17 protein-coding genes are annotated in these 25,368 nt (G+C 56.4%); 4 read left to right on the top strand and 13 right to left on the bottom strand.

Annotated features, from left to right (window positions below; all coding sequences use genetic code 11):
• Nucleotides 1-7 precede the first annotated feature (7 nt).
• The 7 genes from ACQKLP_RS16185 to ACQKLP_RS16155 form a co-directional block, all read right to left on the bottom strand.
• The gene (locus ACQKLP_RS16185) at nucleotides 8-3,199 is read right to left on the bottom strand and encodes a SusC/RagA family TonB-linked outer membrane protein (RefSeq protein ID WP_427323809.1); all 3,192 of its coding nucleotides are present in this window, start codon (nucleotides 3,197-3,199) and stop codon (nucleotides 8-10) included.
• Nucleotides 3,200-3,543: 344 nt separating this feature from the next.
• Nucleotides 3,544-4,695, bottom strand: a complete 1,152-nt coding sequence (locus tag ACQKLP_RS16180) for a FecR family protein (protein WP_427323808.1) — start codon at nucleotides 4,693-4,695, stop codon at nucleotides 3,544-3,546.
• Nucleotides 4,696-4,767: 72 nt separating this feature from the next.
• The gene (locus tag ACQKLP_RS16175; RefSeq protein ID WP_427323807.1) at nucleotides 4,768-5,346 is read right to left on the bottom strand and encodes a sigma-70 family RNA polymerase sigma factor; all 579 of its coding nucleotides are present in this window, start codon (nucleotides 5,344-5,346) and stop codon (nucleotides 4,768-4,770) included.
• A gap of 85 nt (nucleotides 5,347-5,431) precedes the next feature.
• The gene (locus ACQKLP_RS16170) at nucleotides 5,432-6,172 is read right to left on the bottom strand and encodes a 3-keto-disaccharide hydrolase (protein ID WP_427323806.1); all 741 of its coding nucleotides are present in this window, start codon (nucleotides 6,170-6,172) and stop codon (nucleotides 5,432-5,434) included.
• A gap of 5 nt (nucleotides 6,173-6,177) precedes the next feature.
• Entirely contained in the window at nucleotides 6,178-7,464 is a 1,287-nt protein-coding gene (locus ACQKLP_RS16165) for a Gfo/Idh/MocA family oxidoreductase (protein ID WP_341840051.1), read from the bottom strand.
• A gap of 67 nt (nucleotides 7,465-7,531) precedes the next feature.
• Nucleotides 7,532-9,037 carry a magnesium chelatase gene (locus ACQKLP_RS16160; protein WP_427323805.1) on the bottom strand — a complete coding sequence of 502 codons (1,506 nt, stop codon included), beginning with the start codon at nucleotides 9,035-9,037 and terminating at the stop codon, nucleotides 7,532-7,534.
• Between the two features lie 4 nt (nucleotides 9,038-9,041).
• Entirely contained in the window at nucleotides 9,042-10,136 is a 1,095-nt protein-coding gene (locus ACQKLP_RS16155) for a vWA domain-containing protein (RefSeq protein WP_423735024.1), read from the bottom strand.
• A 160-nt stretch (nucleotides 10,137-10,296) separates the two neighbouring features.
• On the opposite strand from ACQKLP_RS16155, the gene ACQKLP_RS16150 reads away from it, so the two are divergent.
• The 3 genes from ACQKLP_RS16150 to ACQKLP_RS16140 all read left to right on the top strand — a co-directional run bounded on the left by ACQKLP_RS16150 (nucleotide 10,297) and on the right by ACQKLP_RS16140 (nucleotide 12,956).
• On the top strand, nucleotides 10,297-11,139 hold the full coding sequence (locus ACQKLP_RS16150; RefSeq protein WP_427323804.1) for a sugar phosphate isomerase/epimerase family protein: 843 nt from the start codon (nucleotides 10,297-10,299) through the stop codon (nucleotides 11,137-11,139).
• 301 nt (nucleotides 11,140-11,440) lie between these two features.
• Nucleotides 11,441-12,259 (top strand): helix-turn-helix domain-containing protein, encoded by an 819-nt coding sequence (locus ACQKLP_RS16145; protein WP_427323803.1) that lies wholly within the window; start codon nucleotides 11,441-11,443, stop codon nucleotides 12,257-12,259.
• A gap of 13 nt (nucleotides 12,260-12,272) precedes the next feature.
• Nucleotides 12,273-12,956, top strand: coding sequence for a hypothetical protein (locus tag ACQKLP_RS16140; protein WP_427323802.1), 684 nt, complete (start codon nucleotides 12,273-12,275; stop codon nucleotides 12,954-12,956).
• Between the two features lie 117 nt (nucleotides 12,957-13,073).
• On the opposite strand, the gene ACQKLP_RS16135 is transcribed toward ACQKLP_RS16140, so the two are convergent.
• The 6 genes from ACQKLP_RS16135 to ACQKLP_RS16110 all read right to left on the bottom strand — a co-directional run bounded on the left by ACQKLP_RS16135 (nucleotide 13,074) and on the right by ACQKLP_RS16110 (nucleotide 20,346).
• Nucleotides 13,074-16,298: a glycosyltransferase family 117 protein gene (locus ACQKLP_RS16135; protein ID WP_427323801.1), complete on the bottom strand. Its 3,225-nt coding sequence runs from the start codon at nucleotides 16,296-16,298 to the stop codon at nucleotides 13,074-13,076.
• Nucleotides 16,299-16,394: 96 nt separating this feature from the next.
• The gene (locus ACQKLP_RS16130) at nucleotides 16,395-16,691 is read right to left on the bottom strand and encodes an antibiotic biosynthesis monooxygenase family protein (protein WP_341840044.1); all 297 of its coding nucleotides are present in this window, start codon (nucleotides 16,689-16,691) and stop codon (nucleotides 16,395-16,397) included.
• 19 nt (nucleotides 16,692-16,710) lie between these two features.
• Nucleotides 16,711-17,535, bottom strand: coding sequence for an SAM hydrolase/SAM-dependent halogenase family protein (locus tag ACQKLP_RS16125; RefSeq protein ID WP_427323800.1), 825 nt, complete (start codon nucleotides 17,533-17,535; stop codon nucleotides 16,711-16,713).
• Nucleotides 17,536-17,658: 123 nt separating this feature from the next.
• Nucleotides 17,659-18,462, bottom strand: coding sequence for an SDR family oxidoreductase (locus ACQKLP_RS16120; RefSeq protein WP_427323799.1), 804 nt, complete (start codon nucleotides 18,460-18,462; stop codon nucleotides 17,659-17,661).
• A 308-nt stretch (nucleotides 18,463-18,770) separates the two neighbouring features.
• Nucleotides 18,771-19,991, bottom strand: coding sequence for an RNA polymerase sigma factor (locus ACQKLP_RS16115; protein WP_427323798.1), 1,221 nt, complete (start codon nucleotides 19,989-19,991; stop codon nucleotides 18,771-18,773).
• 10 nt (nucleotides 19,992-20,001) lie between these two features.
• A complete protein-coding gene (locus tag ACQKLP_RS16110; protein WP_126246436.1) occupies nucleotides 20,002-20,346 on the bottom strand; it encodes a YciI family protein in 345 nt (114 codons plus the stop codon).
• Nucleotides 20,347-22,378: 2,032 nt separating this feature from the next.
• Here ACQKLP_RS16110 and ACQKLP_RS16105 point away from each other — a divergent pair.
• Nucleotides 22,379-25,354, top strand: a complete 2,976-nt coding sequence (locus ACQKLP_RS16105) for a SusC/RagA family TonB-linked outer membrane protein (RefSeq protein WP_427323796.1) — start codon at nucleotides 22,379-22,381, stop codon at nucleotides 25,352-25,354.
• Nucleotides 25,355-25,368 lie beyond the last annotated feature (14 nt).

The following is a 25,368-nucleotide window of genomic DNA, read 5'->3' as shown; positions in this document are numbered from 1 at the left end:
CTCATTTTTAGAAACCGATGTTTACGCCCAGTAATATTTTCTTGCTGATCGGGTACTTTGTGCCGGAAACGCCTTTGGTAAAGCCGTTCGCGTTCACGAAAGACACCTCGGGGTCCATGCCGGAGAATTTGGTGCCGGTCCAGAGATTGTCGCCGCTGAGGAACACGCGGATACTGCCGATCTTGATCCTTTGCAGCATCGCCGCGGGAAAGTCGTACCCGATCTGCACGTTGCGCAGGCGAACGTAGCTGCCGTCTTCCAGGAAGCGCGACGATGGTTCGTTAGACGCTTTATTGCCGCCCAGCAAGGGTTTGGGATGGGTGGCCACGTCTCCGGGCTTGCTCCACCGGCTCCAGCCTTCGGCCAGTACCATCTGGTTGTAGCTGTCGTAAATACCGTCGGAATCGAAGAACTGGCGCGAGCTGTTGAACACCTCGTTCCCGTACACGAAATTGAAGAACGCGCTCATGTACACTCCTTTGAAGCTGAACGTGTTCAGCATACCGCCGGTAAATTTCGGCGCGGAGGATGTGCCGGTGTATTGCAGCGTGGCGGCATTGTAGCTGTTGGTATAGGTGAGGTAGGTTTTGCCGTCGGCGTCGGTCACTACGCGCTCCCAGAGCGGGTCTCCGGTGGCGGGGTCTACGCCGGCCCAGATGCGCATGTACCATTTGTCTACATCTTCGTTGAGGCCCACGGGCTGGTTGGTGCCGGGGCTGGCGAACTTGTCGTTCCCATTCAGCTTCGTCACCTTGTTGCGGTTCAGTGCGAAGTTGAGCGAGGTTTCCCATTTGAATTCGTTGACGAGGTTCTTCGTGTTCAGGGTGATTTCCATCCCGCGGTTGCGCATCGAGCCGATGTTTTCCATCACGCTGGTATAACCGGTCGTGAGCGGCAGCGGGCGCAGCATGAGGAGGGATTTGGCCTGTTTGTCATACAGGTCCACGTTCAGCTCGATCCTTTTGAAAAACGACACTTCCACGCCCAGGTTGTTCACCCGGATCTTTTCCCAGGTGAGGTCTGGATTGGCTTTCTGGAAGGGGAACGATCCGCTCTGCCCGGCATACGAGGCCGATTGGTCGTATTGGTACAACCCCAGCGCCTGGTAGTTCTGGATGGGCGGATTGCCCACGGTGCCATGGCTCGCGCGTAGCTTCAGGAAAGAGATGGTGCGGTTGCCGGCGAGGAAATGCTCGTTGCTCAAAATCCAGGAAGCGCCGATCTGGTAGAAATTCCCGCCCGGATTGTTGTTGCCGAATTTGGAACTGATATCCCGTACGAAAGAGGCGAGGAAGAAATACCGGTTATCGAAATTGTAATCGCCCTGCACCAGCCATTTCTGGAAGCTGTATTCGTCGCGGCCGCCGGTGGGCGTGGATTTCGCTTCCGTAGCGGTGCTCATGGCCGTCATCCCCGCGGGCAGCCCCCGGCCAACGATGCCGTTGTTGTCGCCATAGAATTTCTCGGCTTCGGCCACGCCGAGCACGGTCAGGTTATGATCGCTCCAGCTGTTTTCGTACCGGAGGCGGTTGGAGCTGAGCAGCGTGTTCGTGTAGTTGATGTTGTGCGCCAGGTACCCCTTGTCGGCAGTGCCCTCCTTGGAGCGCTGGTCCCAGTACTCGGTGGATTTGTAATTGTAAATGTTGGCGCGGTTATACGTGCTGAACGTGAAATGCCGGTTGATGGCATAGTCCAGGTTCAGGTCGCCGTTGAAGGTCATGGCGCGGTTGAACGACTGGTTATACTGCAGCGAGTACAAAAAGTTGTGCTGCTCGCGCCCCAGCCAGCCGGTGCCGCTGCCGAAGCGCGGAGTGCCGTCGGGATTGTAGGGCTTGTCCCACGGCAGGTTGGTATACGCGCCGTACAGCGTGCTGCTGTGGTGGTTGTTGGCTTTTTCGTAACTGCCGTTGATCAGTACGGCCAGCTTCACTTTGCTGCTTAGTTTGTGCGTAATGTTGGCGCGGAAGTTATAGGCGGATTTGCTGTTGGTAAGCAGCGTGCCGTCTTCCTTGTAATACGTTCCCGCGGTATAGAACTGCGTCTTTTCGCTGCCGCCCGATGCGGACACGGTGTAGCTCTGCGTCATGGCGGTGCGGAAGGCGATATCCAGCCAGTCGGTGTCCGTATTGAGAACGGTGTCTGAGCGCGTGGTGAAGGTTTTCTGGTAGTCGTACAGCTCGCGGCTGTTCATCAGTTTGAACTTCCCGAAATCGGCTTTGTTGAAGCCGGTGACGGCGTTCACTTCGATGCGGGTCTTGCCGGCGCGGCCCTGGCGGGTGGTAACGATGATCACGCCGTTGGCGGCGCGGGAACCGTAAAGCCCCGTTGCGGCGGCGTCTTTGAGAATGGTGACGGACTCCACGTCGGTGGGGTTGAACGATCCGCCGATGTTGCCGTCTACCACCATGAGCGGGGAGGGGTTGCCGGCCAGGGTGCCCTGTCCGCGGATGGTAACGCTGTTGCCGGATGCGGGATCGCCGGAGCCGGAGCTCACCACTACGCCGGGCGCTTTGCCCTGGAGGAGGTTGGAAAGGCTGTTGCTCGTCACGTCGCGGAGCTTCTCGCGGGAAACGGTGCTCACGGCGCTGGACAGGTATTTGACGTTCTTGGAGGAATATCCCACCACCGTCACGCCTTCGATATCCTTACTGGCGGGCATCAGTTGCAGATCGAGCGCCGTGCGGCCCTGGACGGCCACTTCGCGCGTTTCGAACCCGATGTAGGAAATGATGAGGAACGCATCTTCCGGGATGTTGGAAATGCTGAAAACCCCGTCGGAGTTCGTGGTGGCGCCGCGCCCGGTACCTTTCACCTTGATGGAAACCCCCGGCAGCGGCAGGCCCCGGTCGTCGGTGATGCGGCCGGAGATGTTGATGGGCGGTGGCATGTCCGGCAACGATTCCACCGGCTTGCGCGAGATCACGATCACCTTGTCTTCGATGGAATATTCGAGGAACTGGCCGCGCAAAGCTTCTTTCAGGAAGTTTTCCAGCGGCTGGTTGCTGGCGTTGATGCTGATGGTGGCCCCATCACGGACGATACTCTTGTTGTAGAAGAAAACGAATCCCGTTTGCTTCTTCACGGCGGCGAACACCCTGGCGAGGGGAACGTCTTTCCCGGAAAACGTGATCGTTTGCGATAGGCTTTTTGCGCTGACGTGCATGCAGACCGCAAAAAGACAGGCGGCGGTTAATTTCATCGTATTCACGATTGTGGTGAAGCGGCTGCTCCGGTACCTCCCGGAACCGGGCCCCGCCTTGCATAGATTTTGGCCTGCCTTCCATTGCAGGCAACGGAAGACATACTTACAAAAAGTCCAAAAATTCATACTTTTGTAAAGGTTTAAGGTGGAGTAAATAAGTAGCTTGTTCCAACGGGCCGTTTTATCGATCTGCCTGAACTTATCCGGGGAAGTGGTACGAACACTTCCCTTTTTTATTGCTGGCAGACAATACTTCCCCTCACCGTCGTCGACGGTACTTTTTTGAGCGTATTAACATGGCAATATGTTTCTGTCTTTAGTTAGCTGTTACAATTTCACTGTTACGGCAATACGATCAGGCGTTTGCCTTCTTCGATCCTGAATTTTATGTTGACTTTGGTTAATATCCTTGTTACCTGTGATAGCTGGAGCGACTGTGGCAGTTCTCCTTCAAAAATCTGGTCGGGCACGTTCCCTTCGTAGATCACGTCGATATCATACCACCTGGCCAGTTGCCGCATGACGTCGCGGAGCGGCGCGCCCTGGAAGAGGAAGACCCCGGATTTCCAGGCGGTCACTTGTTCCAGGTCGGGTTGCAGTACCGTCATAGCGCCACCCTGCACGATGCGCGCCTGCTGGCCGGGCACGAGCACCCGCGAGCCGGTGGCGTTGCGCACGCGCACCGAGCCTTCCAGCAATGTGGCCTGGATGTGGGGCTCGTCTTCATACGCATGGATATTGAACGCGGTGCCCAGCGCCTGCACGTCCGTTCCGTCGCCGATGCTCACGAAGAAAGGGTGTTTTGCGTCTTTGGCCACTTCGAAATACGCTTCGCCGGTCATTTCCACGCGGCGCTCGGCGCCGGAGAAAGCGGTGGGGAAGCGGAGGGAAGATGCGGCGTTGAGCCAGACCTTCGTGCCGTCGGGCAGCACGAGCTGGAACTTGCGGCCGCGGGGCGTGGTCATGGTATTGAAGGTGATCTCGCTGGCGTCGGCGGCGTCGTAGGCAAGACTTCCGTTTTGCAGCGTAATGCGGGTGCCCTGCTGGCTGGCCACGAGGCCGTTGCCGAGGGAGTCGAGGATGATCTGCCGGCCGCCCGCCAGGGTGAGGATTGCGCCTTCCTTTCCGGGGGCCACGTCGTGTGGGCCGTTCACCGCTACACCCGCAGGCTGTTTCGCTTTCCAGTACTGGTATCCAAAGGGAATGGCGATGGCAAGCGCCAGCATGGCGGCGGCGGCGTACCACCAGCCCAGGCGCCATACGGGGGCCGACTGCGGGCGATGCAGGATGCGGTCTGCGATCGCGTCTTTTGTTTCGTCCGTCATAACCGGGCCGGGCCGGAGCTGTTCCCAGGCGTCGCGGAGGTGGGGAGCCAGCGCGTCTGCGCCCTGCCGGTCGAGCAGTTCGAAGAAAGCTTCCTTTTCGGCCTCGCTGGCCTGGCCGCTCATCCAGCGTTCCAGTAATTCGGGCAGTTGTGACGGATTCGTTTGCATAGTGGTTGTATATAGGGACAACGGTGAAAAGAAAAAGGGGCTATGCCCGGTAAAAAATTTTCGGGAATTTTTTCAGAGGGAATGGAGGATGCAGATGGCGAGCAGTGTCGTGGTGCGGCTGGTCACGTACCTGACGATCGATTGCGTGGCGTACTGGATGTACTTTTTGACCGTTTCGCGGGAAAGCTGCATTTCCCGGGCGATCTCGTGGTATTTTTTGCCCTGCCGCCGGCTCAGGAGCCAGGCTTTCTGTTGCTGGGAGGGCAACTGGCGGATGGCTTCTTCCACAATGTCGAGATCGGGCTCAGGGGTGGAAAGCGGTGTATCTGCAATGCCCCGCGCCAGTTCCCATTCCATCGCCCTTTTCCTTTCCCGCATCATTTTTTTGATGGCGTTCAGGGCGTGGTTCCGGGCGATCACGAAAAGATAGTTCCGGAAATTGCGGACACCGGCCAGCGCCTCGCGGCTGATCCATATCTGGAGGAAAATGTCCTGCACCACTTCCTCCGCCAGTTCGCGCGACTTCGTCAGCTGCCAGATGTAGGCGTAGAGATGGTCGGCATATAGGCGGAAGAGGTCGCGGAAGGCGTTTTCATCGCCCCGGGACACGTCCTGTAACGTGGCACTGATATCAACAACGTTGTTCGGCAACAGGGTGAAGTTTGTGTGTGGCCGTAAACATAAAGAAAAAGCCCGATGCGGAGTGCATCGGGCCTTCTAAAATTTGACAGGCGGATTAGAGTTTGCGCAGCCAGATGTTGCGGTAGCTCACCAGATCGCCATGGTCTTGTAATGCGATGGGCAGATCGCCGTGCTTTTCGTAGAACGGCTTGCCGATATAGAGCGTTTTACCGAGCAATGCGTAGTTGTTCTGCACCAGCACGCCGTTGTGGAGAACGGTCACGCGGGCGGGAGATGCCACGGTACCATCGTCCTTGAAGCGGGGCGCGGTATAGATCACGTCGTACGTTTGCCACTGGCCCGGAGGCAGGCAGGCGTTGGCGAGGGGAATGGCCTGTTTGTAGAGGCTGCCGGCCTGGCCGTTGGAATACGTCTTGTTATTGTAGTTATCGAGCACCTGCAATTCGTATTGTTCCTGCAGGAAAATGCCGCTGTTGCCGCGGCCCTGGCCTTCGCCTTTCACGACGGAAGGTGCGCGCCATTCGATATGCAGCTGGAAATCGCCGAAGGATGCCTTGGTTTTGATGCCGCCTTTGCCGGGCGCTACGGTGAGGGCGCCGTCTTTGATCGTCCAGGGCGCAGCACTGCCGTCTTTGTCAGATACCCAGCTGTCGAGGTTCTTGCCGTCGAACAGCACGATCGCATCGGAAGGGGCCGTGGTGGCCGTTCCGGGCGTTACTTTAGGGGGCACGGGCTCCCATACTTCAGTGTCTTGCGGCTTGGCGTCTTGCGCAGACGCGGATAATGCGGGCGCGGCCAGGGCAGCGCAGAGGAAGAGTTTCGTGATCCGTTGCATGTCGGTTATTTGGGAAGTTTGTAATTGTTATGATATTCGGGCGTGATGAAGGCATTGGCTTTTTTGTTGTCGAATTTACCTTCGTACGGACGATAGTAAATCCGTTCCCCGGTGCGGAACGCGATGTTGCCCATCTGCGCGTTGGTGGCTACGTTGGCGCCGGTGCGGATGTCGCAGTGCAGATCGGTCAGCTTGCGGGATTTGATCACTTCCAGCCAGTTTTTGGTGTGCTTGTCCAGCCCGTTGTCGTTCGCCTTGATCCGGCTGATGGGTTCCATCTTGTCTTTCTCCGCGATCACTTCCCATCCCCCGCGGTCCAGTACCAGCGTACCGTTGTTGCCGATGAAGGCGATGCCGTGGTCTCTGCCGTAGGGGCCGCCGTTGATGCCGGTAGCATGTTCCCACTGCATATTGAAATCGTCGAACTCATAGAGGGCCGTGAGGGTGTCGGGCGTTTCGGCGGCATCGTCGGGGTAAGCGAATTTTCCGCCTGCTGCCACTACGCTTTTGGGATTGGAGGCTTTCATGCCGTACAACGCGTAATCGATGAGGTGAACGCCCCAGTCGGTCATGAGGCCGCCGGCGTAATCCCAGAACCAGCGGAAGTTGAAATGGAAGCGGTTGGCGTTGAACTCGCGCATCTGGGCGGGGCCCAGCCAGGTTTTATAGTCCACGCCGGCCGGCGGCATGGCGTTGGCCGCCACGGGCACGGGCTTCATCCATCCCATATACGCCCAAACCTTTACCAGTCTTACCTTACCGAGTTTCCCGGAATGTACGTAGGCGATGGCGTCGTTGAAATGGTTCATGCTGCGTTGCCATTGCCCTACCTGTACCACGCGCCCCGTCCGCTCCTGGGCGTTCACCATGGCGCGGATCTCGGCGATGGAGTTGCCGATGGGCTTTTCGACGTATACGTCTTTGCCGGCGCTCACGGCGTCGACCATCTGCAGGCAATGCCAATGGTCGGGCGTGCCGATCACAACTGCGTCGATGTCCTTGTTTTCCAGCAGTTTGCGATAATCGCCATAGAGCGCGGGTTTTTTGCCGGTTTTTTGCTGCAATTCGCCGGCGCGCTTGTTCAGGACGGTTTCGTCTACGTCGCAGAGCGCAACGCAATTGGTCTCAGGGTGCTTCAACAGGGCGTTCAGGTTGCTCCAGCCCATCCCGTTCACACCGATCACTGCGATATTGACGCGGTCGCTGGGAGCCAGGGCGCGGAGGGATGAGGGCAACAGGGCCGATCCGGCCAGGAATGCGGAAGTGTTGAACAAAAAGTTCCTTCTGTGCATGTTTTCATGTTTTGACGTGGAAAGAAATAAAAATAACTGTTAAGTTGACAATATAAAAAAAATCCCGTTAAAGTTCTTCATCTTCTTCCGGATCTTCCGTGGTACTGAAATTCATCATGGTGCCCAGCAGGTCGGAGAACCGGGTGGCGTTCCCGATGGATTTCTTGCTGAGCAGCGAATGCGCCGCCAGGCCATGGAGCACCATTTCCATGAGGAGCAATTGTTCTTTTTTATTGGCTTTGGGGAACATTTTCTCTACCAGCTCCTTCAGGCCGGCCACCTGTTGCAGGGCCGATGCGTATTCCTTGTCGGGCGCGTCCTGCAGCAACTGGAGCGCATTGCCCGCGTCGAACCACTGGATGATGGGGCGGTAGGGATTGGCGTCCTGCGCGCCGGCGGCCTTGCGTTTCTTAAAGGTTTCGGGGTTAGGGAAATATTGTGCGAACGTGGTGCGGAGACTTTTGTCGAGCAGGTTGAGGGCTACCTGGAGCGGCCCTTCCTGTTCCCCTTCGTATACCAGCTCGATCTTGCCGGTGATGGCCGGAACGATGCTCTGGAGGTCGCTGATACGGACGTAGGTGGAGGGCTCGCTGTGCAGGAGGGTCCGCCGTTCCGCGGAGCTCACAGCATTTTCGAACGCGGCGATGGTCAAACGGGCGGAAACCCCGCTTTTCTTGTCCACATATTCACTTCCCCGCGCTTCGAACGCCACCTGCTCGATGATCCTTTTGATCAGGTCGGGCATCGTGACTTTGCCTTGCTGTTCCTCATGCACGCCAGCTTCCTGTTCGGTAATGAGCAGGCTGTTTTCCAGCGTTTTCGGGTAATGGGTGATGATCTGGCTTTCGATCCGGTCCTTCAGCGGCGTCACGATGGAGCCGCGGTTGGTATAATCTTCCGGGTTGGCGGTGAAAACGAACAGCATATCGAGCGGCATTCTCACCTTGAACCCCCGGATCTGGATATCCCCTTCCTGCAGAATGTTGAACAGCGCCACCTGGATGCGTGCCTGCAGATCGGGCAGCTCGTTGATGACGAAAATCCCCCGGTTCGAGCGCGGAATGATCCCGAAATGGATCACCCGTTCGTCGGCATAACTGAGCTTTTCGTTCGCCGCCTTGATGGGGTCTACGTCGCCGATGAGATCGGCTACGGACACGTCCGGCGTGGCGAGCTTTTCACCGTACCGCGCTTCCCGCGGCACCCATTCGATGGGCGTTTCGTCGCCCATTTTGGCCACGAGGTCGCGCGCGTAGCGGGAGAGGGGCGCATACGGGTGATCGTTGACTTCCGATCCGGCCACGATGGGCACGAATTCGTCGAGCAGATCGACCATTTGCCGCGCCATTCGGGTTTTTGCCTGTCCGCGCAGGCCGAGGAAGAGGATATTGTGGCGGGAAAGCAGGGCCCTTTCGGTGTCGGGGATCACGGTATCGTCGTAGCCGATGATACCCGGGAAAGTGCTTTCCTTTCTTTTGAGTTTGGCGATGAGGTTCTGTCTGATCTCTTCTTTGACGGACTTTTGCTGATGTCCGCTCTTCTTTAGTGCGCCGAGCGTTTTGATTTGTTCCATGTCTTTACAACTTTTTCCTTTTCCCGCTCTCGAAATCGTGGAACAGGAACTGTCCCAGGTTATCGGTCCCGGAGAAAAATGCTTTACCGTTATTGGTTTCCGTGAATTCGTTGACGAATTGCTGCAGCCACGGGTCGGTGGCTACCATGAAGGTGGTGATGGGGATTTTCAGTTTTTTGCATTGGGCGGCGAGGTTGAGGGTCCGGTTGAGGATCTTCCGGTCGAGCCCGAAGCTGTTTTTATAATACTGTTTCCCCTGTTTGAGGCAGGTCGGCTTCCCGTCGGTGATCATCAGGATCTGTTTGTTGGGATTGCGCCTGCGGCGGAGGATGTCCATCGCCAGTTCCAGCCCCGCCACGGTATTGGTGTGGAAAGGCCCGACCTGCAGATAGGGCAGGTCCTTGATCTCGATCTGCCAGGCGTCGTTCCCGAACACGATGATGTCCAGCGTGTCTTTCGGGTACCGGGTGGTGATGAGCTCGCTGAGCGCCATGGCCACTTTCTTGGCCGGCGTGATGCGGTCTTCACCGTAGAGGATCATGGAATGGGAGATGTCGATCATGAGCACGGTGGACGTTTGCGTCTTGAAATCCGTTTCCCGGATCTCCAGATCATCCTGCTGCATGGAAAACGTCTCGATGCCGTGGTTGATCTGCGCGTTGCGGATGGAAGCCGTCATGTCTATCTGCTCCAGCGCGTCGCCGAAGAGATAGGGCCGGGTTTCGGCATTCTGCTCGTCGCCCTGGCCGGATTTGCGGATATTATGGTCCCCGATGCGGGATTTCTTCAGTTTCCCGAAAATTTCCTCCAGCGCGCGTTTGCGGATCGACTGTTCCGTTTTGGCGGTGATGGAGATAGTGCCTTCTTCTTCATTGTCCCGGATGTAACCCTTGTCTTTCAAATCCTGTATGAAATCCCCGATCCCGTATTCCTCGCTGGTCAGCTGATATTCCTTGTCCAGTTCGGTCATCCATTGCAGGGCCTCCGATACGTCGCCGCTCGTGTACGTCAGCAGCTGGGTAAATACGTCCAGCAGCTTTTCGAACGAGGGTTGGCTGTCGTCTGACGGGTTGAAACGGGTAAATATAAACCCTTTCATAGCTTACTAAATTACGGAAAAACAAAACACACATTTGTTTGTCATGGCCGTATCACATGGGGAAATACGGCCGTTCGTCCGTAACGACTTGTAAATCTGGAAACTACCGTGTATTTTGTACACTAATACATACTTACGGCAATTTTTAAAATACACGTCTATGATCTCAATGAGAAAATCGCTGGTGCTGTTGGGCGCGGCGGCATTAATGTTCGCGCAGCCGGTACTGGCGCAGAAGAAGGAGGCTAAACTGGGCTGGAAGCTTGGTGCGCAGGCGTATTCCTTCAATCGTTTCACCCTTTCCGAAGCCCTGGACCGTATCGATTCCTGCAAGCTGCAGTATGTGGAATGCTATAACGGGCAGACCATCGGCGGCGGTATCGACGGGAAGATGGATTTCAAGATGGATGCGGCGAAGCGGCAGCAGGTGAAAGACCTGTTCAGGCAGAAAAAGAAGACCCTCGTGGCGTACGGCGTCGTTTCCCCGAACGGTGAGGAAGAATGGAAGCAGATGTTCGAGTTCGCCAAGGCGATGGGCATCCAGATCATCACGTCAGAACCGCGCCTGGCCGACCTGGACGCGCTGAGCCGCCTGGCAGACGAGTACAAGATCAAAGTGGCGTTCCACGACCATCCGAAACCGAGCCATTACTGGCATCCGGACAGCGTGCTGGTCAATATCCAGGGCCGCAGCAAATACCTCGGCGCGTGTGCGGACATTGGCCACTGGGTGCGTTCCGGCCTCGATCCGGTGGAGTGCCTTCAGAAGCTGAACGGTCATGTGTTCAGCCTGCATTTCAAAGACCTCCACGAGAAGAGCCCCAAAGGCCACGATGTGCCCTGGGGAACGGGCGTATGCAACATTCCCGGCGTGCTGGCGGAGCTGAAGAAGCAGAATTTCAAAGGTGTTTTCAGCGCGGAGTATGAATACCATTGGGACCGTAACTGGCCCGAGATCGCGGAAGGCGTGAAGAACGTGCGGGAGATGATCTCGAAACTCTAAGGGAAAAACCATAATTTCAGAAACGCCGGGCAGATTGTCCGGCGTTTTTCGTATCCTTAAATAATACCTATGGAAGTGGCGAACTACCTTTCCGTACAATTCGAATGGCTGCAGGCAGCTTTAGCCGCTGCGTGTACAATCGGTTTATTCGAAATGAAAAATCGCCAGCTGCCGCCAACTTGACCGCGTCCCGCGTTTCTGATCTTGGAGATCTGTAAGCTGGCGGAAAAACAGCTTATAGCAAGATCTGCACATCCCATTTCGCATTCAGCCGTTACTTTTGCATTGTAAACGATAATAAATGACGAGCGAAGTCCTTCTATACATCCACCACCACCTCGACAGCAAGATTTCCCTGGAATCCCTCGGCAAGGTGACCGGCTATTCCCCCTTCCACCTCCAGAAAAAACTGAGCAGGGAACTGGGAACGCCCCTGGGGAAGTATATTCAGGAACAGCGCCTCCACACCGCCGCTTACCTGCTCGCACTCACGCGCCTCCCGATCCTCGATATTATGGCCATGGTCGGTTTTGAAGACAACAGCGCATTCGGCCGGGCGTTCAAAAAGTTGTATGCCGTTCCGCCGCTGCAATACCGGACTTCACAAACCCACCAGCAAGCGCATCCCCATCAAACATCCCGGTACATTTCCACCAACGGCATCATCTGCCGGGAAGCGCCGAAAACCGCCAGGATCTTCACTTCCCGCGGCGATTACTTCTCCCGCGAAAGCTTCGCCATCTGGGAAGACGTTGCCGCATACATCGCTTCCATCGGCAGAACGCCGGATGATTTCGAGCATTATTCCGTCTTCCACGAGTGCCCGCACATCACCGGCAGCCGCGACTCCCGCTTCGATGCGGCCATCGTTCCGAAAGGGTTCACCCTGCCGGCGGAGCCTTTCCTGCAATCCCAAATTTTAGACGGGAAGTTTATCAAATTCAATTTCTGCAGCGCTGTGCAGGAGTACGAAAGTGTGAGCGCGGAAGTTAACAACGCCGTTGCCGCACAACCGGAAATCCGCCACAGGGAAGGCGCTTCGTATTTCCGGTATGATTCCATGCCAAGCCCCCGCAACCCCGATAACCTGTTCATCAACTGGTATCTCCCCATCGCGTAATCAAATCTGACATATGAAAAATAGAATCGTAGCATCCCTTTGCTGTTTAGGGGTGGCTGGGCTCGTATTTGCCTTTGGCGACCTCCTCATCGACCAGGAAAACGTCATTTTCAAAGCCAACCAGGAGCCGGAGAAATTCGCGGCGCTCACTACGTCCGGCGCGTACTACTGGTGGGCCGGGCGCGGCTTCCTGGGCGTTTTCCTCGAAATGGTGGGCACCCTCGGCCTGTATTTCCATCTGCAACAAACGAAGGCGGAAAAATGGGCCTTCGCCGGGCTGCTCCTCACGCTAACGCATCAGTTGCTGGGAATGGGTGTTTTCGCGATCGCGTATTTCCTGTTTCCCGCCGCCGGCGCACTATACCAGAACGGCATCCCGCAGGCGATCCCCTTCGTTACGATGCAAGGTGCGCTGGGATTGTTTTTCGCGCTGTCGCTCGTTTGTACGATGGCGGGCCTGGCCTGTATGGCCGTGGCGGTCCAAAAGAGCGGGAAACTCCCCAAACTTTCCGGCTGGCTGGCTTTACTGGGGTTTGCGCTGATCCCCGTTCCGGGCGTGATCGTCCAGTTCGTGGCCAACATCACCTGGGGCGCGGCGTATTTCTGGATGGCGTGGCATATCGTTAAAACGATGGCCGCCACAAAGTTGCAGCGGAATGAAGCCATCGGGCGACTGCAGGGGGTATTGAAGGATTAGGCAGTAGGCGGCGTCATGATCCTCGCCATCGAGCTGGCGGGTTGGCATCAGTCGAGAAATCAAAAAAAAAGCCGGTCAACACGTCGTTGACCGGCTTTTTCATTATCGGAAATCTCATTATGGTTTCGGAGAATCCTGCGCTGGCGCGGGAGCGTTGCCGAATGGTTGGTTGCCTTCGAGCAGCTTCGCGCTGTCGGAACTGAACTGCTGTTGCCATTGCTGGAGCATGGCTTTGAACTGTTCGGCACGGCGTGCATCGTCCTGCAGGTCGTTGGTGAACTTGGAGGACGGCAGTGCACGGTAGTAGCGCATCTGCTGGTCGAGGTCCTTGATGATCTGAGCGGAGATGTCCTGCGCTTTCTTCGCGTCGCCGGCAATGTAGTAAGCGTACACGATTTCCATGCCCCAGAGGTTGTGCATGTTGCCGGGCGATGTCATGGCGTAAGGCATGTTGCCGGGCAGGAACATGGTGTCCTGGCGGTTGAGGATGGCCAGCGCCTTATCTTTCTTGCCTTCGTTTACCAGGGCAACGGCCAATTTGGTGTGGGCGTTACGAATGGTCTGGAGCATGCGGCGGTTAGGCTCGTCGAAGTACACACCGGGCACGTTTACGCTGCCATACTGGAATTTCTCCATGATGGTCTGGAACGTGCGTTTGGTATTCACCTGATCGTTCAGGCCGGGCAACATCTGGTCGGGCGTGTTGCGGCGGGTGGGCGACAGTCGGTAGGTCATGCCTTCCACAGACAGGAAGTCGTTGAAACCAAGATCGATCGGCGAAGTGAAGTAGATCGGGCGCTTCCAATCGTTGGTGGCGATAATGTCGTACACGGCGAGATCGTTCTTGAAGATCATCTGCTTGCTGATAACGAACGGCACCTGTGCTTCGATGCGCGCGCTGTCTGCCGGGTCAACCGTGCCATTGGCCAGTACGGCGGCTTTATTCACGGGAATGAACAGTTTCTGCGTGGGCAGGTAGTTCACTTTTTCGCCGGTGTTCAGGGGCACTTTGGCGTTGTCGCTGTCGTCTCCCAGGAACCCGATCACTTCTTTCAGGTTGTAGAAGCGGTCTTGCGGGATTTTGCCGTTGTCGAAGAACATCACGTAGTTGCGGTTTTCGCCGCGGTATTGTTCCGACGTGAGCGTCATCGGGATGGCGGGGCTCTGGTTGGTGGCGTTGCGGGCCTGGTCGATGTACCAGTCCACACCCAGGAGGCTGAGGTTGATCACGCGGATGTCCGGGCGAACGCCTTCCACTTCCTGAGCGTACCAGAGCGGGTATGTATCGTTGTCGCCCACAGTAAAGAGGATGGCGTTGGGCGCGCAGGATTCGAGGTAATCTTTGGCCACGTCGCGGGCGATCACTTTTTTGGAACGGTCGTGATCGTCCCAGCCCTGTTGTGCCATGAGCACGGGAGCAGCGAGGAGGCTGATCACCACGGCGAGGGTGGCCGCCGCGGGGAATTTACGCTTCTCGAAGAAGCTGTAGATGCTCATCACGCCCAAACCGATCCAGATGGCGAAGGCGTAGAAGGAGCCAACGTACGCGTAGTCACGCTCACGCGGCTGGTTGCCGGCCTGGTTGAGGTACAGCACAATGGCCATACCGGTGAAGAAGAACAGCAAACCTACGATCAGCGCGTCTTTCCTGTGGCGGCTGTAATGGAACAGGAAGCCCAGCAGGCCGAGGAGGAAAGGCAGGAAGAAGAAGGTATTGTGTGCTTTGTTGTTTTTCAGGCTATCGGGCATTTCGGACTGGTCGCCGAGGAAGATATTGTCGAGCGGGGTGATGCCGGAGAGCATATTCCCGTCGCGCGGGTTCCCGAAGCCCTGGGTATCGTTCTGTTTGCCGATGAAGTTCCATCCGAAGTAACGGATGTACATGTGCCATACCTGGTACCCGAGGAAGAAGCGGATGTTGTCGCCGAAAGAAGGTTTTTCCCCGTCTCTCAGGCCCAGGAACGCTTTATAGTAGTCGGCGTGGCCCTGGTCGTTGGAGGCGTCCCACACGCGGGGGAACAGCATCATATCGGACGCGGCGTATACCGGCACCTGTTTTTTACCGGCTACGATGTACTTGTTGCCGGCACGGGCGTAAATGTTGTTGGTTTCCTTGTAGGATTCCGGGCGGGCGGTGAACACCTGTCCGTAGATCAGGGGGAAATCGCCGTATTGCTCACGACCGAGGTAGCCCACGAGGGAAACCGGGTTGTCGACGTTGTACATGTCTACCGTCGGGTTGGCCGAAGAGCGGATCATGGTGGTGATGTAGGTGGAGTAGCCCATCAGCAGGAAGAAGATGCAGGAATTTACCAGCTGAACGGGATGCCTGAGCCTGTTGAAATCGATCTTCACGCCGAAAGCCTTCACCAGGTAAGGGATGGCCAGGACGGCGATAGCGAAGATCACCCTGCCGGCACGCGCCGCGCCGCCCGAGCCTTCGGGGAAGGCGGGGATGAGCACTACGGTGGCGATGAGGATGAGGGGAGCGTATATGCCCACTTTCGGTTTGAAATAGCCGATCACCAGGAGGGCGAGTATACCTACGAAGTAGAAGATGAAACCGGAGAAGAAGGGCAGGCTGAGGGAGTTCACGAAGTAAACGTCCATCATACCGGCCACCTTAATGGTATCCTGGATGACGAATTTCTGCACCGCGCCGGTGATAAGACAGCCGATCACGAAGGCCCAGAAAGCGCCCCAACCGGTGGTTTTCTTGCTTTTCCTGAAGTACCAGATCAGCACCATGGCCGGGATGGTCAGCAGGTTGAGGAGGTGGACGCCGATGGAAAGGCCCATCAGGTAAGCGATCAGCACGATCCAGCGGTCGCCGTACTCGGAATCCGCGGCATGTTCCCATTTGAGCATGGCCCAGAAAACCACGGCGGTGAAGAGGGACGACATCGCATACACTTCGCCTTCCACGGCGGAGAACCAGAAGGAGTCAGAGAAAGTATAGGCCAGCGCACCCACGGCGCCGGCGCCCATTACCACGATGAGCTGGTTACGGCTCAGTTCGCCGCCATGCTGCGTATAGATGCGGCGGGCGAAGTGGGTGATGGTCCAGAAGAGGAACAGGATGGTGAAACCGCTGGAAAGGGCGCTCATGATGTTGATGCCGAGGGCTGCGGAGCCGGGGGAGAAGGGCAGGGTGAAAATCCGGCCGATCAGTACGAACATCGGTGCACCGGGGGGGTGGGGTACCTGTACTTTATAGGCCGCGGAAATGAACTCGCCGCAATCCCACAGGCTTCCCGTGGCTTCCATGGTCATTAAATAAACAGCACAGGCGATGATACACACGATCCAGCCTGTAATGTTATTAATCCTGTTAAAATTCATAAGTCGATTTTAGATAATTCCGACAAAAATAGAAAAACTAAGCAATTAAGCTAATCGCCGGTACAGTTTTAACTTTTTATAAATATTTTAACACATTCACCTGTTTGCGGATGCGATACGGTCGAGGCTCCAGGCCTCGGGTTTACCTGAGAACCATGGTTTTATGGTGGCCCAGGTGTTGGCAAACAGGTCGGAGTGGCGATAGGCGTCCAGCGCGTCGGGGCCGGACCAGGTACTGTAGGTGCAATAAACGCCGGGCCGGGAGCGGTCTTTCCATAGTTCGAGGTGCGCGCATCCGGGAAACTGGCGGATATCGCTGCGGAGGGTTTCGAACAGCGATTCGAAGGCGGCGCAATGGGCGTCGGCGAACGTGAGTTGAACGATTCGGATCATCGGCCGAAGATACGGATCGTTATTCGAACAGGATGCGGACGGTCTGGTAGAAGGAAAGTTGCTGGTAAGCCTGCTGCTGGAGCTGGTCGCGGCGGAAGCCCTGGAGCCCGAAGAGCCCGGCGGCGTTGCCCTTGTTCACCGCGATTTCCAGGTAGCCGGCGGCGTTGAAGAGCGCGAGCTTCTGGCCCTCGGCCACGTCTGCGTAGGTTTCGCTGAGCTGGGTGATCATTTCGTCGCGGCGGAAGAAGATGGCGAAGCGGCGCCCGTTCCGCTGGGCATGGAACTGCTCGCGGGTGATGTTGACCACCACGTTCTCGAAATTATCGATATGGAGGATCTGTCCTTCGATGTAATCCTCACCGGTGAGGGGCTGCAGGTTGTTCTTCACGACGATCTCCGGTGCCGGGGTCCCGAACTGGGCGGGCGTTTCGCCGCCGAAGAGGCGGGCGAGGGCGCGGGCCATGACGGTCACGATGCCGAGGGTGTTGCGGATTTCGGCGGATTCGAGGGAGATGCGGTACACTTCCTCCGGCATCCCGCCGGCGATCATGGTGAGCAGCCCGTTGTCTGCGCAGCAAATGTATTGCCCCTGGTGGCGCGCGAGGAGGATGAAGTCCGTCTTGCGGTCGAACAGGTTATTGAGCACCAGATGGACGGTGTCTTTCGGGTAATAGCGGAAGGCGCTGCGGCAGATGTAAGTCGCCTGCGGCAGGTTGAAGGGGGAGATGTGGTGGGAGATGTCCACGACCTGGGCATTCGGACAATGCTGCAGCAGCAGGCCTTTTATAGCGCCTGTCAGGTAGTCCTGCAATCCAATGTCTGATGTCAGCGTAACGATGGGCATAATGAGTTCAACGGTCGCGCTTTCTACAGGGGTTTAGAATCCCTGCAAAGAAAGGCATTATTTCAGTGTAATGATGAAAAAAATGGAATTAAATCAAACGGTGCAAAAGCGGGGCCAGACTCTTCAGGAGAGGGGCGAGCCGGGTTCCTTGCGGAAATGGTTGAAGACCAGTTTGTCTGTCAGCCCCGGGAGCAGTTTGCTGAGAAAAACGGTGAGCTTGCCCTGCGAAGTCAATACCAGTGTCCGTTTTCGTTTCGCGATGGCCCGTAGCGTGTGTGCGGCCACGGTTTCCGCGCTCATGAGGCTGCCCTCGTCCAGCGGTGTTTCTTGTTGGGACCGGCCGCTCTTGTCCAGCGCGGTGTTCCGGATATTGGAGGCGGTGAAGCCCGGGCAGATCCACATGACGTTGACGCCTGTATGCAGATTTTCGGTCCGCAACGCCTCCAGGAACCCCTGCATGGCGAATTTGGAAGCGGAATAGCCGGTTCTTCCCGGCAAGCCGCGGTATCCTGCGATGCTGCTCACGCCCACAACGGTGCCTTTCTGTTCGAGGATGGAGGGGAGGGCGTATTTGGTGCAATACACGGTGCCCCAGAAATTAATGTCCATCAACGTTTTCAGGACATCCGGCGTAGCGTCCCGGAAGAGGGCACGCATGCTGATGCCGGCGTTGTTGACAAGAATGTCGATCTTCCCGAACTTTTCCAGCACACTGCCGATAAAAGCCTTGCAATCTTCCTCGATGCTCACGTCCGCCCTGAACACATGCAGCTCCGGCACTTCGGCCTGCAGGGCGCGAAGGGTTTCCGCTTTGCGGCCGCATACGGAAACGTGTGCGCCTGCACGAAGGAACGCCAGGGCCAGCGCCTTCCCGATACCGGATGTGGCGCCTGTGATTACGACGGATTTGTGGAGGAAGCTTTGCATGGTGCAAAAATAATGGGACGCGCTAAAACAGTGAAATAATGTTAGACACAGTGAATAAATAAAAATCCACGCGGGTATTGGTTTTTCATGTTTATTTAGTATAAAACGCTGATCTGCAGCGGGTATGAGAACCTCAACTTTTACTTGAAGCAAGCACATGGCGCGTTTGAGCGCCATATTCGTGTGCGCGCCCGGGGTTGAATGCGTATAACGGATTCTCGGCGCGTTGGTTGGACGGCGCAATTAAATTGGAGGTCGGGATGTGGAATGCTGAACAGGGAAATTTTTTTTTTTAAAGATGAACGGGATCAGGAAGAAAGGCCGTTCCCGAGCAGCGCTGCGATCTTTTTCCGGAAGAAAGCCGCTTCCCCGGGCGTAGGCTTGCCCTGCAACGCCTTGCGGTAGTGCTTCAACGCCCCCGGCACATTGCCTCCGTCTGCACATATGCGTGCCAGCGTAGCCTGCAGCAAATGATGATGCCGCATGAACGGATCTGCCTGCAGCGCGTCCAGCATGTCCATGGCCGCGCGTGCCTGTCCTGCGAAATATAAAGCGATGGCATGACTGAGGTGCACGAACGGCGAAGGCGCAACGGCCGCCAGTTGCCGGTACAGCCCGGCGATCTGCAGCCAGGGCGTTTCCGCGAAGGAATTCGCCGTGGCGTGGAACCAGGCGATCGACGCCTCGAAATGATAAGGGCTTTCTCCTTCCGCCACCGCGGCCTGCTTCAGGTAATCGGCCGCCACCCGGATCATATCGCGGTCCCAGGCGCGTCGGTCCTGCTGCTCCAGCTCCAGCAGCTCGCCCATGGGGCCCGTGCGCGCCTCCCAGCGGGAGAGCTGGAAAAGCATAAGGGCGTACAAGGCCTTGGCGTCGGAAACATGGACGCGCGCCCGGCGGATGGTTTCCCGGGTAAGGCTGAGGGCGTCTTCGCAAAGGGCTTCGTCCATGATCTTCCAGCCTTCGGTAAAAATGATGTACAATACTTTCAGCGCCAGTTGCACTTTTTCCGCGCTCCACCACACGAACCCCGAGCGGAAAGCGATATCGCCCGCACGGAGCTGCTGCCGCTGGCGGTATAAAACCTTCGACACACTGTCTGCCTCCATCCCCAGCAATTCCCCGATCTGCTGGACCTGTAGCCCGAAAACGTAGCGCAGCGCCGTGATGAGCTGCACTTTCGGCGGGAACTTCGCGTGCATGCAGGCGAACAGGAGCCGCAACAGCTCGAGGTCGCCGTTTTCCGGCGGACTTTCCGGCGCCGGCGCCGCAGGCAGGTGGGTGAGGGGGATGATGGTGGGCTTGCGGGCGTGGCGCCGCCTGCTCATATTGCGCACGGCCGCGTACAGCCAGGCTTCCGGCTGCTCGGGCACGCCGCGCGCCCAGGTGGCGGCGGCGGAGGTGAAAGCCTCCTGCACCATATCTTCCGCGTCGGCGAGGCAAAGGGAACCGTCCATAAACAGCAGGTGGCCGGTCATTTTCCCGAAGCTTTTGCGGTAGAGCTGTTGCAGGAGCGCTGTCAATTGCATGTTGGGCGCATCAGGCATAGATCATCAAAGGTCGGACTTCTATGGCGATTTTATCTTCCTGCAGGGATGGACAGCCGGCGGCCAGTTGTGCGGCGTGGTCGAGGCTTTCGGCCTGGATGAGGAAGTAGCCGCTCACGGATTCGCGGGTTTCCGCGAACGGCCCGTCGGACGCGATGTGGTTTTTGCGTAGGTAGCGGGTTTCCGGTTCGAGGGGCTCGCCGGAAAGGAGATGCCCGCCGGCGGCGAGGGCTTCGGCCCAGGCGGTCATCGCTGCAATGTCTTCCTGGAGCTCGGCTTCCGTCATGGCGGCCAACCGGGCCAGGTCTTCCCGGATGAGGAACATAAATTTTTTCATGGGTTGCTTTGTTTTTCAATATAGTGCCGGTTGGCCGATAAATCCGGACAAGGGTTGGGAATTTTTTTTGAAAGATAGGAAATACGCCTTCCCGGTGATGTCTCGGAGTACGGGCGAATGCATAGGGATTATTGGCTGGGAGACCTGTGGTAACGCTGGTCCTGCAGTTGAATTATCGTACCATTCATGCATATATCGCAGTTTAACTGCCTTTAATCCGGTACTTATAAATTGAATGCCGGTATGTATATGGCGAGAACTGAAACCAAAATAAATGAAGGTATGCATGCTGAGTATACCGACCAGTTTTCTGTAGCGCGTGGCGTAAGCCGGGACGAAACCTGCTGATGAAAACCGGTATAAATGAAGGAATTCTGCGAATACTGACGAAGTGCCTGCATCGCGTAGCGAGAGCTGGCGCATGCCAGTTCATGGTTAATCGGTAAAAAAGAAGTCATATATTCTGCTTGAATAAACGAGGTTTTGGAATCGTTGGCGAGGGCTGGGGATGGTCGGTGATGGGTGGCTTTATTTATCAAGGCGTGCATGCTGTGTGTGCAGACCGGTTTTCTGCATCGCGTGGCGAGAGATGCGCAATACATGTTGATTGAAAACCGGCATAAAATGAAGACATATTTTCTGCCTGTGCAGACCAGGTTTTGGAATTGTTGGCGAGGGCGAGGGGATGGCCGGTGATGGGTGGCTTTATTCATCAAGGCGTGCATGCTGTGTACATACCGGTTTTCTGCATCGCGTGGCGAGAGCTGCGCAATACATGTTGATTGAACCGGCATAAAATGAAGACATATTTTCTGCCTGTGCAGACCAGGTTTTGGAATTGTTGGCGAGGGCGAGGGGATGGCCGGTGATGGGTGGCTTTATTTATCAAGGCGTGCATGCTGTGTACATACCGGTTTTCTGCATCGCGTGGCGAGAGCTGCGCAATACATGTTGATTGAACCGGCATTCAATGATGAAGTATTTTCTGCGTGTGCAGACGGTTTTCGGCATTACCGGGTGACGGCTGACGCATTACCTGTTGATGGAAAATGGGGGTACATCAGGACATGGAAGCGATCCCTTTTGTGCAAACCGGAATTGAACAGTTATAATGGAGCGCAAATAAATAAAAACGAATATTCGAAACTCCCAAATTAATACATGTAACAAGTACTACATAACTACTTGAATATAGCTGAAACACCGGATTGGCGGCGTTTCGCGGGGTGTCGATATAAGTGTCTGAAATACACAGTTATTGGATCGGAACCCACTTTCATTTCCCTTTATGTAATGCTTCATTTCTGGAAAACCTTGCCTATTCCGTGGTTCAGTATGGGAACGCTCCCATTGAACCACTAGATTTGAAAAATGAAATCGATTGTGCGCGGGAAAAATCCAGACATGAGCACTTTAGTTTCTTTCAATGATTTCAAAAATCTTTCGTTAACATTAAAATAATGTAAAAAAGAAAGGTAAAATTAATTGAATTCAATACTTTTAAACTGTCATTACGATCGTTCGTCATATGATTTTGCTAAATATTTAAGAAATTTTAACATTTGACGTTTAATTTGTATGCAAAACAGCCTTCATGCTTGACGGGAATCGGGAGCCGATGTATCTTTCAATCCAACTTGTATATCGCAGATCGTATTTCCGGAAGGATGGATAAATATCCCTTCATTATTCAAACCACGTTCAACATGCACTATTTATCACCCGCTGCCCAAACATTCCGCAGCTTCGGATAACCCTCGATCCCCATCGGCTTCCCCCTGGCCCCCGAATTTGAAATGAGGCAGTAACCTATACGAATACACGTGACGCCCGAACTGCCATGCGTAAGATCCACCAAGGGGAACTCCGGTATCAAACTGAGGGTCCACACGTATTATCAGCAGAAATTATCGAAGGTATGAATTCCTGACGGCCACCATGGCGCGTTCAGGCATTGTCATGCCACATTCCCGCCACCTCCATGCCGTGGCGGGCAGGGAAACCTATATATGCTAACAACCAATTGCTCCATATGACATATTTCTACCCACCTCTCCGCAAAAAGCAGGTCATCCTGCTCGCTCTGCTGTTGATGGGGACCGGCGCCGCCGCTCAGAAAAAGGTGTTCAACAGGGCCGACAGCTCCAAGCCGGCCGCTAATGACGCCACTGACCGGCTGAAACAGCTCCCGGCTTCCTCACTCGACACAGCCGGTTACTTCCGGAATACGGATATGATGCTCCGCAACAGGGGCGCCGTTTCCTCGCCGGACCTCGACCAGGCCCGCAAACTCCCCTACATGGGGATCAACGCCGTGCTGTCGGGCCGCGCCACCGGTGTGGACGTACGCATCCCCTCCGCCGAGCCCGGCAAACGGAACGCCCTCTTCATCCGCGGCGCCTCCGGCCTGCTCCTGAAGAACGGCGATGTCTTCGCCGCACAACCCCTGTATGTGATAGACGGCATGCCTTTGCAATACGATCATGCCTTTGCTTATGACATCCAGCGGTTCGACTTCAACCGCATCGGCACCGAAATCGACCCGCTCGCTTATATCGACGTCAACGATATCCGCAGCATCGAAGTGCTGAAAGACGCCGCCGCCACCGCGAAATACGGTCCGTCGGCTTCCGCCGGCGTTATCCAGATCTCCACCCGCGGACCCCGCACCGGTGAGCTCCGCGTGGAAGTGAACGGATACGCGGGCATGTCGCTCAAACCCTCCATGAAAGTGGTCAACGGCCGCTGGGAACGCGATTTCCGCCTGCCGTTCTACGACCGATACGCCACCGCCGAACAATACCGCAGCTTCCCCGCGTACCTGGCGGATTCCACCAACGCACAGTATTACGGCGCCGCCGACTGGGACGAAGCCTATTACCGCAACGGTTGGATGACGGGCCTCCACGCAGGCGTGAGCGGCGGCAACCGCCTCGCCAGCTTCCGTTTCGGCGTCGGGCAAGCTACGCAGCAGGGACAGGACAACACCCTCGCGCGCCGCTACAACGTCAACTTCGGGATCAACATCACACCGGCCAAACGGCTCGACTGGAGCACCTACATCAGCGCGTCCATGCTGAACAGGAAAAGGAACCAGTCGCTCCGCGACCGCATGGGCGACCAGGATTACATCCTCAACCTCGACCGGCCGCCTTCTCCCAACAAAAGCCTCCTCGAAGCCTATTACGGGTACCTGGACGACGGCATCGACAATAACCGCAACACCAACGTGCGCGTACTGAACAATCTTTCCTACCAGTTTGCGCCCTGGCTGAAATTCAACTCCCGTTTCTCCATCGATTACGGGCAGAATTTCCGTGACCTGTTCATGCCCAGCACGGTGAACGACGGCAATAACTTCGCCTCCAACTTCGATGGCCTGCAAAACCGCATGACGCTCGACAATTCGCTGGAGTTCAGCCGCTACCTCGGCAAGCGGCACCACCTGACCGTGACGGCCGGCCAGTACAACCAGTGGGACCGCTGGAGCTACATGTACGGCAAAGGTTACCGCGGCAAGAGCGACTACATCAAGATCTACCAGCCCAGTTCGCCCGGCAATCCGGACAACGGGTCTCACAACCTGCGGCTCACGGCCAATTTCAAGGACCGCATCCGCGCGGCGCTGGCCAGCTTTTACGGCAACATCGAATACGATTACGCCGGCAAGTATAACGTGATGCTGTATCTGCGGCAGGACGGCAGCTCCAACGTTACGGAAGAAAACCGCTGGAAGCTGTTCCCCACGGCCGCGGTGTCCTGGAACGTTTCCAACGAGCCCTTCCTCCAGGATTCCAAAGCCCTCAGCACGCTTCGCCTGCGCGGCAGCGCAGGGCGCATGGGCAAAGTTTTTTCCCTCGACTATTATAAAGACGGCCCCATTTACAACGTGGAGATCGGATGGGAGGGAACGCCCAACCTGGCGACCTACAACGCCTTCCCCGTGCTGAATGCGGCGTATGAACTGGGGTACGTGGCGCCCGGGATCGGATGGGCGTATACCGACCAGATCAATGGCGGCATCGATTTCGGATTTGCGAACGATCGCATCAAGGCGTCTGTAGACGTGTATGCGCGCACCGACCGCGACCTGCTGCTGAAAACGCCGGTGGCACAGGAATACGGCTATTCCGGCGTATGGCAGAACGGGATGGATATCCGCAATTCCGGCGTGGAGCTCACGCTGGAAGCATCCATCATCCAAAACAAAACCTTTGCCTGGTCTTCCGCCATCAACGCCTCCATGAACCAAAACAAACTGCTGGCGCTGCCGGGCGGGCAAACCGCCGTGGTGCTGGGCAACCGCCGGTTCGAAGTGGGCTTTCCCACAGACCGGTTCTGGTTGTTGCAGAACGAAGGGATGTATGCTTCCGACGCCGACGTTCCCGGGGGCATGACCTACCAGGGCATCGCCATGAAAGGCGGAGACCCGATCTGGATCGACCGGAACGGCGATAACGTCATCGACGATAATGACCGCATCATGGAAGGCTCCCACAATCCCAAAGTGCAGGGCGGATGGGCCAATACGTTCAAATACCGCGATTTCGAGCTGAACTTTTTGCTGAGCTACGCTTTCGGCCGCAAGCTCATCAACGAAAACCTCGCCGCGCGCTACGACTTCGCCAACCGCGAAGGTGCAGACGATATCGGTGCGGTGAAGGAAGTGTTTTACTGGGCAGAGCCCGAGGGAGACATGGACCGCGTCCCGCGGTACAACCCCTGGAGCGCCGTGCGCCCGTACCAGGTGAACCAGACGCTGTTCCTGGAAGACGGTTCCTACGTGCGCCTGCGCTCGCTGACCCTTACCTATAACTTCCGCAGCGCATGGCTCGCCAAACGCGGCCTGCAAAATCTGCGTGTATACGGTACCGGTAACAATCTCCTGACCTGGACCCGTTACCGCGGCGGCGATCCGGAAGCGTTCAGCTACCTGGGCTACGACCAGGGCGGGTATAACTGGGCCCAGCCGAAAAGCTTCACACTGGGCTTCAACTTACAGTTCTAATGCAAAAAAGCAAT

This window comes from Chitinophaga sp. NPDC101104, assembly GCF_050277495.1.
In the GTDB taxonomy this organism is placed as follows: domain Bacteria; phylum Bacteroidota; class Bacteroidia; order Chitinophagales; family Chitinophagaceae; genus Chitinophaga.
Note: the sequence above shows the minus strand (reverse complement) of the source record. Positions and strands in the feature narration are given on the sequence as shown.

What these genes read in the sequence shown, in the direction of transcription:
- ACQKLP_RS16185 (WP_427323809.1), bottom strand. Translation starts at nt 3,199, where the DNA reads ATGAAATTAACCGCCGCCTGTCTTTTTGCGGTCTGCATGCACGTCAGC.
- ACQKLP_RS16180 (WP_427323808.1), bottom strand. Translation starts at nt 4,695, where the DNA reads ATGCAAACGAATCCGTCACAACTGCCCGAATTACTGGAACGCTGGATG.
- ACQKLP_RS16170 (WP_427323806.1), bottom strand. Translation starts at nt 6,172, where the DNA reads ATGCAACGGATCACGAAACTCTTCCTCTGCGCTGCCCTGGCCGCGCCC.
- ACQKLP_RS16165 (WP_341840051.1), bottom strand. Translation starts at nt 7,464, where the DNA reads ATGCACAGAAGGAACTTTTTGTTCAACACTTCCGCATTCCTGGCCGGA.
- ACQKLP_RS16160 (WP_427323805.1), bottom strand. Translation starts at nt 9,037, where the DNA reads ATGGAACAAATCAAAACGCTCGGCGCACTAAAGAAGAGCGGACATCAG.
- ACQKLP_RS16155 (WP_423735024.1), bottom strand. Translation starts at nt 10,136, where the DNA reads ATGAAAGGGTTTATATTTACCCGTTTCAACCCGTCAGACGACAGCCAA.
- ACQKLP_RS16150 (WP_427323804.1), top strand. Translation starts at nt 10,297, where the DNA reads ATGATCTCAATGAGAAAATCGCTGGTGCTGTTGGGCGCGGCGGCATTA.
- ACQKLP_RS16145 (WP_427323803.1), top strand. Translation starts at nt 11,441, where the DNA reads ATGACGAGCGAAGTCCTTCTATACATCCACCACCACCTCGACAGCAAG.
- ACQKLP_RS16140 (WP_427323802.1), top strand. Translation starts at nt 12,273, where the DNA reads ATGAAAAATAGAATCGTAGCATCCCTTTGCTGTTTAGGGGTGGCTGGG.
- ACQKLP_RS16135 (WP_427323801.1), bottom strand. Translation starts at nt 16,298, where the DNA reads ATGAATTTTAACAGGATTAATAACATTACAGGCTGGATCGTGTGTATC.
- ACQKLP_RS16130 (WP_341840044.1), bottom strand. Translation starts at nt 16,691, where the DNA reads ATGATCCGAATCGTTCAACTCACGTTCGCCGACGCCCATTGCGCCGCC.
- ACQKLP_RS16125 (WP_427323800.1), bottom strand. Translation starts at nt 17,535, where the DNA reads ATGCCCATCGTTACGCTGACATCAGACATTGGATTGCAGGACTACCTG.
- ACQKLP_RS16120 (WP_427323799.1), bottom strand. Translation starts at nt 18,462, where the DNA reads ATGCAAAGCTTCCTCCACAAATCCGTCGTAATCACAGGCGCCACATCC.
- ACQKLP_RS16115 (WP_427323798.1), bottom strand. Translation starts at nt 19,991, where the DNA reads ATGCAATTGACAGCGCTCCTGCAACAGCTCTACCGCAAAAGCTTCGGG.
- ACQKLP_RS16110 (WP_126246436.1), bottom strand. Translation starts at nt 20,346, where the DNA reads ATGAAAAAATTTATGTTCCTCATCCGGGAAGACCTGGCCCGGTTGGCC.
- ACQKLP_RS16105 (WP_427323796.1), top strand. Translation starts at nt 22,379, where the DNA reads ATGACATATTTCTACCCACCTCTCCGCAAAAAGCAGGTCATCCTGCTC.